6 protein-coding genes are annotated in these 14,591 nt (G+C 68.7%); all 6 read left to right on the top strand.

What is annotated here, in order from left to right; genetic code table 11:
• The first annotated feature begins 213 nt into the window (after positions 1–213).
• The 6 genes from pheS to ACFCV3_RS34045 all read left to right on the top strand — a co-directional run bounded on the left by pheS (position 214) and on the right by ACFCV3_RS34045 (position 14,440).
• A complete protein-coding gene (gene pheS / locus ACFCV3_RS34070; RefSeq protein ID WP_376037243.1) occupies positions 214–1,323 on the top strand; it encodes a phenylalanine--tRNA ligase subunit alpha in 1,110 nt (369 codons plus the stop codon).
• Positions 1,323–3,932 carry a phenylalanine--tRNA ligase subunit beta gene (pheT, locus tag ACFCV3_RS34065; protein ID WP_376037240.1) on the top strand — a complete coding sequence of 870 codons (2,610 nt, stop codon included), beginning with the start codon at positions 1,323–1,325 and terminating at the stop codon, positions 3,930–3,932. Before pheS ends, pheT begins: the two co-directional genes overlap by 1 nt.
• Before the next feature lie 120 nt (positions 3,933–4,052).
• A complete protein-coding gene (locus tag ACFCV3_RS34060; protein ID WP_376037237.1) occupies positions 4,053–5,600 on the top strand; it encodes a gamma-glutamyltransferase in 1,548 nt (515 codons plus the stop codon).
• Between the two features lie 30 nt (positions 5,601–5,630).
• Positions 5,631–6,599 (top strand): glycosyltransferase family 2 protein, encoded by a 969-nt coding sequence (locus ACFCV3_RS34055; protein ID WP_376037235.1) that lies wholly within the window; start codon positions 5,631–5,633, stop codon positions 6,597–6,599.
• Positions 6,596–8,557 (top strand): hypothetical protein, encoded by a 1,962-nt coding sequence (locus tag ACFCV3_RS34050; protein ID WP_376037233.1) that lies wholly within the window; start codon positions 6,596–6,598, stop codon positions 8,555–8,557. Before ACFCV3_RS34055 ends, ACFCV3_RS34050 begins: the two co-directional genes overlap by 4 nt.
• 105 nt (positions 8,558–8,662) lie before the next feature.
• Entirely contained in the window at positions 8,663–14,440 is a 5,778-nt protein-coding gene (locus ACFCV3_RS34045; protein ID WP_376037230.1) for an Ig-like domain-containing protein, read from the top strand.
• Positions 14,441–14,591: the final 151 nt, after the last annotated feature.

The following is a 14,591-nucleotide window of genomic DNA, read 5'->3' as shown; positions in this document are numbered from 1 at the left end:
GACCCCCACCCCAACCCCGCCCCCTCCCAACACTTTTCCGCTGGCTTGGCACCCAACGTGGGGGTTCGGCACTGGAAACCATTGTGCCGAACCCCCAATGCGAGTGGCCAGCCAGCGAAATGCTGTGGGGCGGGTTGTGGACGGCCGATTCACGGTCTGGGGGTGGATCTTCCTAGACTGCTAGTCGCAGAAGTTCCGAACCGAGAGCGAGCCATGTCCGGTCCCAACACGCAGTACGACCCGGTCGAAGTGACGCCGTTGCATGCCGAAGCGCTGGAGCGGAGCCGTGACGAGGCGCTGACGGCGTTCAGCGAGGCGGCCGATCTGGGCGCCTTGCAGGAAGCCAAGGCGGCGCATCTGGGCGAGAAGTCGCCGATCGCGCTGGCGAACCGGGAGATCGGGGCGTTGCCGCCGCAGGGGCGCAAGGAGGCCGGGCAGCGGATCGGTTCCGCGCGCAAGGCGATCACCGAGGCGTTCGCCGCCCGGCTCGTGGTGCTCGAGGCCGAGCACGAGGAGCGGATGCTGGCCACCGAGCGGGTCGACGTGACGCTGCCGTGGCACACGCCGGAGCTCGGCGCGCGGCACCCGTTGTCGCTGATCTCCGAGCAGGTCGCGGATGTGTTCACCGCGCTCGGCTGGGATGTCGCCGAAGGGCCGGAGGTCGAGGCCGAGTGGCTGAACTTCGACGCACTGAACTTCCAGCCGGACCACCCGGCGCGGCAGATGCAGGACACCTTCTTCGTCGAGCCGGCCGGTTCCGGGAAGGTGCTGCGCACCCACACCTCACCGGTGCAGGCGCGCTCGATGCTGACCCGCAAGCCGCCGATCTACGTGATCTGCCCGGGCCGGGTGTTCCGCACCGACGAGCTGGACGCGACCCACACGCCGGTCTTCTACCAGGTCGAGGGCCTGGTGGTGGACGAGGGCATCACGCTCGCGCACCTGAAGGGCACGCTCGATCACTTCGTCGTGTCGATGTTCGGTGAGGGCCTCGAGGCCCGGCTGCGGCCGAACTTCTTCCCGTTCACCGAGCCGTCGGCCGAGGTCGACCTGAAGTGCTTCGTCTGCCGCGGCGAGTCCGTCGGCAATCCGGACCGCCCGTGCCGCACCTGTGGCAGCGAGGGCTGGATCGAGTGGGGCGGCTGCGGTGTCGTCAACCCGCGCGTCCTGCGCGCCTGCGGGATCGACACCGACCGGTACTCCGGCTTTGCCTTCGGCATGGGGCTGGAGCGGACGCTGATGTTCCGCAACGGCGTCGAGGACATGCGGGACATGGTCGAGGGCGATGTGCGGTTCAGCCGCCAGTTCGGGATGGAGATCTGATGCGGGTCCCACTGTCGTGGCTTCGTGAGTACGTCGAGCTCCCGGCCGAGGTGACCGGTCGCGACCTCGGCGAGCAGCTGGTCCGGGCCGGTCTCGAGGTGGAGACCGTCGAGGAGTCCGACCTGACCGGCCCGCTGGTGGTCGGCAAGGTGCTGACGTACGAGAACGAGCCGCAGAAGAACGGCAAGACCATCCGCTGGTGCTCGCTCGACATCGGCAAGGACGAGCCGCAGTGGGTCGTCTGCGGTGCGCACAACTTCGAGGTCGGCGACCTGGTCGTGGTCGTGCTGCCGGGTGCTGTGCTGCCGGGCGGCTTCGCGATCTCCGCCCGCAAGACCTACGGCCACGTGTCGAACGGGATGATCTGTTCCAGCACCGAGCTCGGTCTCGGCGACGACGGTACCGACGGCATCGTCGTACTGGAGCCGGGTGAAGGTGTGCCCGGTGATGACGCCATCGAATTGCTGTCGCTCGCCGACGACGTCCTCGACATCGCCGTCACCCCGGACCGCGGCTACTGCCTGTCGATCCGTGGTGTCGCCCGCGAGGCAGCCACGGCGTACGGCGTTCCGCTCAAGGACCCGGCGGAGTTGACGCTGACCGGCTCGGGGTCCGGTGGTTACCCGGTGCGGGTCGACGATGCTGATGGCTGTACGGCGTTCGTCACCCGGACGGTGACCGGAATCGACGCGAAGGCGTTGTCCCCGCGGTGGCTGCAGAAGCGGCTGCTCGCGGCCGGGATGCGGCCGATCTCGATCGGTGTCGACGTGACCAACTACGTGATGCTCGAGCTCGGCCAGCCGATCCACGGGTACGACAAGGATCGGCTGAGCGGCGAGATCGTCGTCCGGCGGGCGACCTCCGGCGAGAAGCTGGTGACGCTGGACGACCAGACTCGGGAGCTGGACACCGAGGATCTGCTGATCACCGACGACTCCGGCCCGATCGGTATCGCCGGGGTGATGGGTGGCGCGTCCACCGAGATCTCCGAGACGACGACCGACGTGGTGATCGAGGCCGCGCACTTCCACCCGATCGTGATCGCGCGCGCGTCGCGCCGGCACAAGTTGTCGTCGGAGGCGTCGCGGCGGTTCGAGCGCGAGGTCGACCCGCAGCTGCCGAGGTACGCCGCTCAGCGGGTGGCCGATCTCCTGGCCGAGCTCGCCGGCGGGACGATCCTCCCCGACGAGACCGTCGTCGACACGCACCCCCAGCCGGAGCCGGTCGTCATCCGCGCCGACCACGCCGCCCGCGTCGCCGGTGCCCCGATCACAATCGAAGAAACCCTCCGCCACCTCACCTCGGTCGGCTGCACCATCGAGCCGGCTGCGGCGGACGCCGTACCCGCTGCGTTGGCGGTCGGCGTGCACGCACCCGCACTCGTGGTTGCGGGGGAGGGAAGCGCGCCAGGAGCCGGATCGGCGAGCGCGCTTGGTGGTCCCGACGGGGCGAGCCTTGCTGGGGACGACTTGCTGGCGGTGACTCCGCCTTCTTGGCGTCCTGACTTGCGGGATCCCAATGACTTTGCCGAGGAAGCTATTCGGCTGTTCGGGTATGACAACGTGCCGTCGGTGTTGCCGCCGGCGCCGGGTGGGCAGGGGCTGACGGTTTCGCAGCGGCGCCGCCGCCGGGTGGCGACCGCGCTGGTCGGGGCCGGGCTGACCGAGGTCGTGTCGTATCCGTTCACCGGTCCCGCCGACTTCGACGCGATGGGCCTGCCGGCCGACGACGTTCGCCGTACGACGGTCAAGCTGGTCAACCCGCTCTCGGACGAAGAGCCGTCGTTGCAGACGACTCTGCTCGCGACGCTGCTGCGGACCGCCGAGCGCAACACCGGGCGCGGTCAGACCGACCTGGCGATATTCCAGACCGGCCTGGTCTTCAAGCCGAAGGCCGAGACGAAAGCCGCACCGCTCCTGCCCGTCGAGGGCCGGCCGAGTGACGCCGACGTCCAATCCTTGTACGACGCCCTCCCCGACCAGCCGCTGCATGTCGGAGTGGTGCTGACCGGTGCGCTGGCCCCGACCGGTTGGTGGGGCAAGGCCCGTCCGGCCGGGTGGGCCGATGCGGTCCAGATCGCGCGGCTGATCGCCTCGGCGGTCAGCGTCGAGCCGGTCGTGAAGAACGTCGAGCTCGCGCCCTGGCACCCGGGTCGCTGCGCGGAGTTCTCGGTCGATGGCAAGGTCGTCGGTCACGCGGGTGAGCTGCATCCGAAGGTGTGCCAGGCGTTCGGTCTGCCGGCCCGGTCGAGTGCGGTCGAGCTCGACCTGGAGGCGCTGATCACGGCTGGTCCGGAGTCCGTGACCGCGGTGCCGTTCTCGTCGTACCCGGTGGCCAAGGAGGACGTGGCGCTGATCGTCGCGGCCGACGTGGCCGCGGCCGAGGTCGAGGCGGCCCTGGTCGAGGGTGCGGGTGAGCTTCTGGAGTCCGTGCGGCTGTTCGACCTGTACACCGGTGAGCAGATCGGTGAGGGCAAGAAGTCGCTCGCGTTCGCGCTCCGGTTCCGGGCCGCCGACCGCACGCTGAAGGACACCGAAGCGGCCGAGGCCCGCCAAGCCGCGGTCCAGGTAGCAGTCGACCGCTTCGGCGCCGTCCAACGAGTCGGCTGACGCCATGAGCACGTACGCCGGGGGTGGGTGGCAGCACGCGCAACGCCCACTCACGGTCTGCGGTCAGATGCGGGGAGGCGGCGCTGCCAGCGGCGCCCACCCTCGCGTGGCGGTGGCGCGGTGAGTACGGCTCACCCGCGCGTCGCGGTTGCGGCGCCCAATGCGGCTGCTGCAGAGGCCGGCGTACGGGTTGCTGCTGAGGGTGGGAACGCGGTGGATGCCGCGATCGCGGCGACGCTGGTCACGATGGTGAACGAGATCGGCGTGGTCTCACCGGCCTCGGGCGGTTTCGTCACGCTGCAGGTCGCGGGCTCCGAGGCGGTCACGATCGACGGCTGGGTGGAGATGCCCGGCCGCGGTCTGCCGGCGGAGTCGTTCGGCCGCGGCGTCTGGGACATCACCACCGACTACGGCGGCGGTACGACGACCACCGTGGGGCACGGTTCGGTCGCGACCCCGGGTGGTCTGAAGGCGCTCGACCTGGCGCACCGGCGATCGGGCAAGGCACCCTGGCATGAGGTCGTGCAGCCGGCGATCGAGGTGGCGCGCGACGGGTTCCCGCTCAGCCGGACCTCTGGTTACTACCTCGGGTTCACCCACGAGATCATCTTCGGCTGGCATCAGCCGAGCCACCGGGTCGTGCACGACGAGGACGGCACGGTCATCAAGGCCGGCAGCACGGTGATCATCCCGGAGCTCGCTGACGCGCTGCAGCTGATCGCCCGCGACGGCGCCGAGACGCTGTACACCGGTGAGCTCGCGCAGCTGCTGATCCGCGACATGGCCGAGAACGAAGGCATCCTCAACGCCGAGGACCTGGCTGCGTACGAGGCGATCGTCCGCCCAGCGCTGATGGTCCGGCAAAACGGGTGGCGCCTGGCCACCAACCCGCCGCCGGCCGTCGGGGGAGTGGCGGTCGCCGCCATGCTCGCGCTGCTGGACGGCGTCCCGGCCGACGGCAGCTGGAATCCGACCGAGCTCGAGCGACTGGTCGACGTACAGCATGCGGTTCTCGGCCGGCGGCTTGCGGAGCTGGACGAGGAAGACATTCGGCAGCTGGAAGGGCAGAAGCTGCTCGAGCTCGCGTCGTCCGGCGACCTGCGCGCGCTGACCTCGCCGAGTACGGCGACGGTGTCGGTGGTGGACGACGAAGGTGACGCCTGTGCGATCACGGTCTCGTCCGGCTACGGCTCCGGCGTGCTGACGCCCGGCACCGGAATCTGGCTGAACAACGCGCTCGGTGAGCAGGAGCTGCTGCACGGCGGTCCGCACAGCCTGGCCCCCGGCACCCGCCTGACCTCGAACATGGCCCCGAGCGTGGCCCGCCGGGACAGCGACGGCGCCGTACTGGCGATCAGCTCGCCCGGTTCGGATCGGATCCCGACCGCGCTCGCGCAGGTCTACGCGCTCTACACGCACGGTGGGCTGCCGCTGGCCGAGGCGGTCGAGCACCCGCGGCTGCACGTCCGGGTCCGGGACGACGTCATCGTCGACTACGAGGACGACCTGCCGTTGGCCGGTACGACGAACCTTCCGGCGCGCCCGATGCCCCCGCACTCGATGTACTTCGGTGGTGTCGCCGCCGCCTTCTGGGACCCGGCGGAAGGCCTGATGGCGGTCGGCGACCCCCGCCGTACCGGCGCAGTGGCGATCTCGCCGCCGGACTAACGCCGTCGCATCACGCTCGTTAGACCAGTCGTGGACATCGACCCCGAGCTCTCCGTCGTGGTGCCGATGTACGACGAGGAAGCCGTGCTGCCGATGTTCTTCGAGCGGATGCACCCGCTGCTCGACAGCCTCGGCCTGCCGTACGAGTTGCTCGTCGTCGACGACGGCAGCCGGGACAGTACGGCGGCCCTGCTGCTCGAGGCGGCGAAGGACTGGCCGCAGCTCCGCGTGATCCGGTTACTCCGCAACAGCGGTCACCAGGCCGCGCAGTCGGCCGGCTTCCGCAGCGCCCGCGGTCAGTACGTGGTCACCATTGACGCCGACCTGCAGGACCCGCCGGAGACGATCGCCGAGTTCCTGCATGTGATGCGCGAGCGCGATCTGGACGTCGTGTACGGCGTTCGCTCGGACCGCTCGAGTGATTCGTGGCCGAAGCGGACGACCGCGCGGCTCTACTACCGATTGATGTGCCGTCTGGTCGGCAAGCAGATCCCGTTCGACGCGGGTGATTTCCGGATGGTGTCGCGCCGGGTGGTGGATGCCGTGAACGCGCTGCCCGAGGACGGCCGGGTGTTCCGGCTGGTGATCCCGTGGCTCGGCTTCCCGAGTGCCGAGGTGACCTACATCCGGGCCGAGCGCGCGGCCGGATCGACGAAGTACAACCTGACCAAGATGACGCGGCTGGCCTTCGACAGCGTGACCGCGTTCTCGGCGGCGCCGCTGCGGCTGGCGACGTGGCTCGGGCTGCTCGGTGGCCTGATGTCGGCGCTGTTCGTGGTCGGCGCGCTGGTGATCAAGCTGACCGGTCGCGGCGTCCCCGGCTGGACGTCGACCGTACTCGCGGTCAGTGTGATCGGCGCGATCCAGCTGCTGTGCCTCGGGCTGCTCGGTGAGTACGTGGCGCGGCTGTTCCAGTCGAGTCAGCGGCGGCCGCAGTTCCTCGTCGGCTACGACAGCCTCGAAGACCAGAAACGTGCGGAACCGGTCACGACCCGGTGAAGCGGGCGCTGCCCTGGCTCCTACCGCTCCTGGTCGGTTTCCACACCCTGGATGCCGTCCGGTACGGCGCCTACTTCGCACTCGCGATCGCCTTGCCGGGAACCCTACTGCTGCGGGCTGTCTGGCGCAGTCTGGGCAACTGGGTTGAGGACCTCGGTCTCGGTGCAATCGTCGGCGCCGCCTGGATGCTGGTTGGCTGGGCGCTGTTCACCGCGGCCGGCTGGCAACGCTGGCTGGTCATCTGGCCGCTGCTGACCCTCGCTGCCTTCGCTCTACCGCGGCTGCGCGCCCACTGGCGCATTGCCGAGCCGCAGCCGCTCCCGCTGCAGTGGACCTGGGGGCTGGTGATCGCTGCATCTTTGATGCTCGCGGCTACCATCCGCGGTGTCATGGCGTACCACGTGCTGCCACCGGACGGAACGTCGTACTACCAGGACCTGCTGTACCACCTGTCGATGGTGAGCGAGCTGACGCGAGCTGTGCCGCCGGAACTGCCACAGGTCGTGGGGGAGCGGCTGGAGTACCACTGGTTCGCGAACGCCGACATGGCGGCGGCCGTCGACATCACTCGGCTCAGCCCGACCACGGTGCTGTTCCGGCTGTGGGTGCTGCCGTGGCTCGTGGTTGCGCTGCTGGTGTGCGCCACGCTCGCCCGGACAGTCAGCCGCACGTGGTGGACCGGAGTGCTCGCCGCTGCAGCTCTGACCGCGCCACAGCTGTACCTGCTCGTCGACACCAGCATCAACCTGAACCCACCGGTCAGCTACCTCAGTCCGTCGCAGACCTTCGGACTGATCGCCTGTGTCGCAGTGGGGATCCTTCTGATCGAGCTGCTCTTCCGCAACGGCCCGCGCACCCTGTGGGTGCTTGTCCTCGCGTTGGCCGTGGTCGGTGGCGGTTCGAAGCCCACGGTGCTGCCAGTGCTGATCGGTGCGGTCGGACTGGCTGCTCTCTACCAACTCCGTCTCAAGACTGTGGCTGCCGGCGCTCTGCTGGTTGCTGTCGGCGCGCTCACGCTGCTCACGGTTGCTGGGAGCACCAGCGGCTCGCAGATCCAGTTCCTGGCGATTCTGAAGACCAGCCCCGGCTATGCGAGTCTCACCGGCGACCACACTCCAGCTGGTGTTGGTGGACTGGTAGTCCCGTCACTGGTCAGCGGCGCTGTCCTCGGCACGGTGGTGATGCTCCTGAGCGTCCTGCTGATCCAAGCCGCGTCCCTGGCCGGCTTCCTCGTCGTACGGCGTGATCCGGTCGCGTGGTTCCTGATCGGGGCGATGGTGGTCGGGTGGCTCGGCTACCTCTTCATCGATCATCCGGGAGTGAGCGAGTCCTACTTCCTGTACACCGCCACACCGTTCAGCCTCGCTGCTGCCGGTTGGGTGGCCGCCACTGCCCGCAGGCGCCTGCTCGTCGTCGTACTGGTCCTGCTGTTCGTTTCACCGGTCAAGAGCTTTGTCCAGAACGCCATCAAGGGCGACACCGAAGCAGGCCCGGTCTTCCGCTCCGCGCCGCAGTGGGTCTATCCGGATGAGCAGGCGAGCGCGGCGTGGCTGGCGCAGAACAGTGCACCGAACGAGGTGGTTGCCACCAACACCTGGTGCCGTCCGGTTGATGCGAAGACGCCCGGCTGCGATGCCCGCGGCTACATCGTCAGCGGACTGGCCGGCCGCCGTACCGTCATCGAAGGCTGGGCGTACACCAACGAGGCCATGGCCGCGCAAGGTGTCGGCGGCCGTCGCTACACCGAGCAGCCGTCCCCCTGGCCCGACCGCGTCGCTCTCGTCACCCAGGCCTTCGCGAATCCCACTCCCAGCCTGCTGAAACGCCTCCACGACCAGTACGGCGTCCGCTGGCTGTACGCCGACTCGCGCGCCGGAACCGTCTCCCCGGAACTCGCAGACCTGGCGCCGTTGCGACACAGCAACGGCAAGGTCAAAATCTACGACCTCGGAGGGTAGCGAACCCGTAACATAGGGTCCGCGAAGGCCGTTATGGTCTACGCATGGCCCGCCCGCCCCGGTGCCGATGCATGCGGAGACGTGAATGCTCGGGAGGGCGGCACCATGCGGGCGACACGACCGGCGGCGGTGGCTTTGCTGACGGCTGTGCTGCTGGCGGTGACAGGTGTGGAGACAGCCGCCTATCAGGTGCCGGTGGAGCCGTTCGCGCAAGGTGATTCGGCGACTGCGACGATGCCGGGCTCAGGGCTGCGGCAGACCATCACCGTGACCGGTGCGACCGAGCTGCTCGACGAGACCACTGCGGGCATCCGCGGTACCGGACCGACGACATACAGCCCACCGATCGCGCGGACGACGCCAGCTCAGGATCTGCTCGTCAACACCGGCGACTGCGCAGCGGTCGGGAGCTGTGGCAACCGTGGCACGGTGACGGTCGCGTTCAGCCGACCGGTGCGCAATCCGGTGCTGCATCTGGCCGGGCTCGGCGGTGCGGTCACGCAGACCGTCAACGGCAAGCCGACGGCTCAGTCCGAGCTGCACTCCGTGCTGCGGCTGACCACTCCGGGCCTCAGCCTGAGCAAGGTGGGCCAGGGCAACAACCTGGCGGTCACCAGCGACACCGTCACCGCAGCGAACCACGACACCGGCCCGAATTGCATCAACAACAAGACCGGCACCGGTCCGGACGCTGGTGCGACCGCGGCCTGCGGTTCGGTGCGAGTGAACGGCGTCGTGACCACGGTCCGCTTCGACGTGACGGCGTACTTCACCAAGCACGCCAAGCTGCCCGCCTTCAACACCACATCGTCGGGTGACGCGTTCTCGGTGCTGGCGTCGGCTGGCGAAGACTTCGGTGACGCACCGGCGACGTACGGCGCGGCCTGGTCGGTGCTGAGCGATGTGCGGCTTGGCAAGGACGCGACCGAGGACAACAGCACAGTCGCGAACGCGACCACCGGTCCGACCACACCTGATGCTGCTGACGACAGCGTGATGTTCCCGCCACTGCGGACGAACGCCACGTCGTACGGGGTGGAGGTCAAGCTCACCGGTGCGTCGAAGCCCGGCCAGGTGTGTGCGTGGCTCGATCTGGACCGCAATGGCTCGTTCGAGTCGAGTGAACGCGCCTGTGGTGATTTTGCTGCCGGACAGGCGACGGTGAAGCTCAGCTGGCCGAAGTTCGCCAAGCCGACCGCCGGAACGACGTACGCGCGGTTGCGGATCGGGTACGGCGGTGGCCAGGCGAAACCGACCGGTGCGGACGATGCAGGTGAGGTGGAGGACTACGCACTGCAGATCACTCCACCGCCTCCGCCGGTTCTGCACGACGACACCGCCACTACTGCGTTCAACACCGATGTGACGGTCAAGGTGCTCGGCAACGACCTGCCCGGTGATCCGGCCGCACCGCTCCAGCCGAGCTCGCTCTGTCTGCTGGATGGCGACAAGTGCGGCCTACTGCTCAGTGTGGTCGGCCAAGCGAAGTACATCGCCAAGCCGGACGGCACGGTCGCGGTTGAGCCGGTGCCTGGTTTCGCCGGGGTCGGTAAGCCGGTCAGCTACCGCGTAGCCGACAGCAACGGCATCACTGCGACGGCCAAGCTGACTGTCACCGTTGCGCTCCCTGCTGGTCCGGTGGCAACTCCCGACACCGTGAAGACCCCGCAGAACGTCAGCCTCGCGGTCCGGCCGCTCGCCAACGACCAGGCGGCTCCAGGGGTGACGCTGGTAGCCGGCTCGGTGGTGCTGCGTGATCCGGCGGACACGAAGTTCAAGAAGACCGTGGCGATCCCTGGTGAAGGGCAGTACGCCGTCAAACCGACCGGGGCCGTCGACTTCGTGCCGGTCCGGCAGTTCACCGGGGTCGGGACCTCCATCGGGTACCGCGTCACCGACACGACTGGTCAGACCGCCGAGTCCACCCTCACTGTCACGGTCACGCCGGTGCAGCCGATCGCCAACGGGGACTCGGCGTCTACCGCGTTCGACACCGACACCGTCGTACCGGTGCTGGACAACGACCTACCTGGCTCACCAGACGCACCACTCGACCCGGCCACGCTGAAGCTGGTCGATCCGGTCAAGCACACACTCGGCGACACCGTGACGATCGCGCGTGAGGGCACCTATGTGGTGGCCGGTGGCAAGGTCGCGTTCCAGCCGGCACACGGCTTCCATGGTGTCGGTACGCCGCTCACCTACCAGGTGCTCGACAAGAACGGGACTGCGGCGCGTGCTGCACTGACGGTCGCTGTTGACGCGCCCGGACCGCCAGTGGCGAACCCGGACACGGTCGCCACTCTGCAAGGCCGGTCCGTCGTGGTCGCGGTCCTCGACAACGACAAGCCCGGCCCGACCGGCGCCGTACTGCGACCGGACACCCTCAGACTGATCCCGCTGACCCGCACCGAGCCGGTGACCACGCTGATCGTGCCCGGTCAGGGCAAGTACACCGCGCGTCCGGACGGCAAGCTGCTCTTCGAGCCAGTGCCTGCCTTCAGCGGTACGGCGACACCGGTCAGCTACCAGGTGGCCGACACCAACGGTGCGATCGGCAGCGCGGCCCTGACCATGCGAGTCACGAAGGTGCAGCCCGACGCATCGGACGACACCGCAGCGACCGCGTACGACACCACAGTCCCCGTTTCGGTGCTGTCGAACGACCAGGCCGGTGACCCTGCGGTCCCCCTGGTCCCGAGCAGCGTGCGGGTGCTCGATCCGAAGACACAGGAGCCGAAGACCACAGTCGTGGTCGACGGCGAGGCGACGTACACGGTGACGCCAGATGGCGAAATCACAGTCGACCCACTGCCGACGTACGTGGGAGTGACGGCGGCGCTGACCTACCGCGTCGCAGACGTCAACGGTACGGCGGCCACTGCGCAGCTGACCGTGACAGTCGCGAAGCCGCCCGCGCCGACTGCTCAGCCGGATACTGCGACAGGTAAGCAGAACGTCCCGTTTGTCGTGGACCCGCTGGCGAACGACACCGCCGGGAAGGGGACTGGGCTCGATCCGCTCAGCGTCGCGCTGCTGGATCCCGCTGATGGGTCGATGAAGAAGCTGGTGAAGGTTCCGGGCCAGGCTGCCTACCAGGTGAATCCGGACGGGACGGTGACGGTCGATCCGCTGCCGGGCTTCACCGGTACGGCGACTGTGCTGACGTATCGCGTGATGGACTGGTTCGATCAGGTGACGCGGTCGACGATCGCGGTGACGATCACGCCGATCACTCCGGTGGCGGTCGACGACACCGCGCGGACGCCGTACGACAAGCCGGTCACTGTGCCGGTGCTGGCGAACGACAAGCCGGGCGACGAGACCGCACCGCTGCTGCCGACCAGCCTGCTGCTCACCGACCCTGCCGATGGGTTGCTGAAGGCAACGGTCAGCATCATGAACGAGGGCGTCTACACCGCGGTTGGGGGAGCGGTCCGGTTCGATCCGGGCGCGACGTTCCGTGGGCCGGGGACACCGTTGACCTATCAGGTGGGCGACAGCAACGGGACGCTGACGACCGCCAAGCTGACGGTCGCGGTCGGCTTCCCGCCGGTCGCGGTGGCTGACCGCGCGTCCACCTTGCAGGACCTCACGGTCAGTGTGAACGTGCTCTCCAACGACAGTCCGGGCACCGACGCAAAGCTTGATCCCGCCACCGTCGAACTGCGCAGGCCGGAAACTCGCGCGAAGGAGTACTCGAAGACGGTCACTGTCGCCGGGCAGGGGACCTACACCGTGCAGCCGACCGGGATGGTGGTCTTCGATCCGCTCCCGAAGTTCCACGGCCCGGCGACACCGATCACCTATCGCATGGCGGACTCCAACGGCACGATCGGCTACTCGACCCTCGCGATGACGGTAACGCCGATCTGGCCGACCGCGGTGGACGACTCGGCGATCACTCCGTTCAACCAGGCGATCACGGTCGACGTACTGAGTAATGACAAAGCGGGTGATCCGTCGGCGCCGCTGGTTCCGGCGAGTCTGGTGCTGAAGACGAAGGACGGGTTCGGGAAGACGCTCACCCAGGCCGGCGAGGGCACGTACACGGTCACTGCCGATGGGGCGATCACGTTCACGCCGGTGAAGGACTTCCAGGGGGTGACGACACCGGCGACGTACCGGATCGCTGACGACAACGGGACCACGGTCGAAGGCCTGCTGTTCCTGACGGTCGGCAAGGGGCCGGAGGCGGTCGCGGATGTGGCGACGACCAAGCAGAACGTCACGCTGGCCGTCGAGCCGCTGGACAACGACAAGGCCGGGACCGGCGCCGAGCTGGAGAAGGGTTCGGTCGAGGTCTACTCCGTGAATACGCGGAGCTGGGTCCGGATCGCGGCGCTGACCGGCCAGGGGATCGTGACGGTGAACGAGTCGACCGGTCGCGTCGTGGTCGATCCGGTGCCCGCGTTCCGCGGCGTACTCTCGATCGCCTACCGGGTGAAGGACTCCAGCGGCAACCTCGCGACGTCGACGATCACGGTGACGGTCGCCCCGGTGGCTCCGGTCGCCAACGACGACTCGGCGAGTACGCCGTACGACACCGTCCTGACGGTGCCGGTGCTCGCGAACGACAAGCCCGGTGATCCGTCGGCGCCGCTGGGTGCGGTTCGGTTGATCGACCCGGCCTCGGGTGAGGCCGTGTCGGCGCTGGAGGTTGAGGGACAGGGGCTGTTCACGGTGCAGCCGTCCGGCGGGGTGCGGTTCGCGCCGGCGGCTGGGTTCGTCGGTACGACGGTTCCAGTCGGCTACCAGGTGGTCGACGGCAACGGCACCATAGGTACGGCGACCTTGTCGGTCTCGGTCCAGGCGCGACCGGTTGCGAATCCGGATCACGCCCGGACCAAGCAGCACCTGCCAGTCGTGATCGATCCGATCGCGAACGACGTACCGGGGCCGGGTGCGAAACTCGATCCGGACACACTGCTCCTGGTCGGCCCGGATGCCGCGCTGGTCAAGCAGGTCACGGTGGCTGGGCAGGGCGAGTATGTCGTTGCTGATGGCAAGGTCACGTTCAGCCCGGAGGCACGGTTCATCGGGGGCACGCGGCCGGTCGCGTACGAGGTGAAGGACAGCAACCGGAACCGCGCCCGCTCCACGCTGAGCGCGACGGTGACGCCGGTCCTGCCGGTGGTTCGCGACGACAGTGCCCGGACGGCGTTCGGTACGGCGGTTCCGGTCGATGTGCTGAGCAACGACCGGCCGGGTGATCCGTCAGCACCGCTGGCCCCGGTGAGCGTCGTACTGCGCGATCCGGGGGACGGTCGCGACAAGAAGACCGTGACTGTCTCCGACGAGGGTGTCTTCGCGGTCGGTGCGGACGGGGTGATCACGTTCACGCCGGTCAAGGACTTCATCGGCTCGACCAGATCGCTCGCCTACCGTGTCACCGACGCGAACGGAACCACTGGCAGCGCGCTCCTCGATGTCACCGTCGACCCACCCCGCCCAGCTCGCGCCACCGCAGACTCCGCAACGGGTTCACCCGGCGGAACGGTCGCCGTCAACCCATCCCTGAACGACAGCGGCGCCGCCGGGCCGATCTGCCTCCGAGTAGACGCTGCCACCTGCACCCGCGAGACAACCACCTCCGCCGGCACCTGGACCGTCACCTCCGACGGCACCATCCGCCTCACCCCGGCTCGCGGCTTCACCGGCACCACCAAACTCACCTACGAACGCCCAGCCCCCCACGGCGCAACCCCCCTCGCCGCCCCCGTCCGCGTCACCATCGCCGCCACCCCCGCCCCCGACCCACGCCCCCTCAACCGAACCCACCTCCCCGAAACCGGCGGCCCCCCACCCGTCCTCCTAACCCTCGGCTCCCTCCTCACCGCCCTAGGCGCCACCCTCCTAGCCCTAGCCCGCTCCCGCCGCTAACCCCCTCGCGCCCGCTGGGTTCGCATTTGGTGGGTCCACCCACCAAATGGGAGGTTCCCGCCCCGGAATTCGGCTGGGGAACCTCCCAGCCAGTGGGTCCACCCACCAAATGGGGTGACAGGTCGCGGTGTCTGCCTGGCGCCTGGGGCTT

The sequence above is a fragment of the Kribbella sp. NPDC056345 genome (assembly GCF_042262745.1).
Classification (GTDB): Bacteria; Actinomycetota; Actinomycetes; order Propionibacteriales; family Kribbellaceae; genus Kribbella.
The sequence above is the reverse complement of the archived record's forward strand: the minus strand, read 5'-3'. Positions and strand labels throughout refer to the sequence as shown.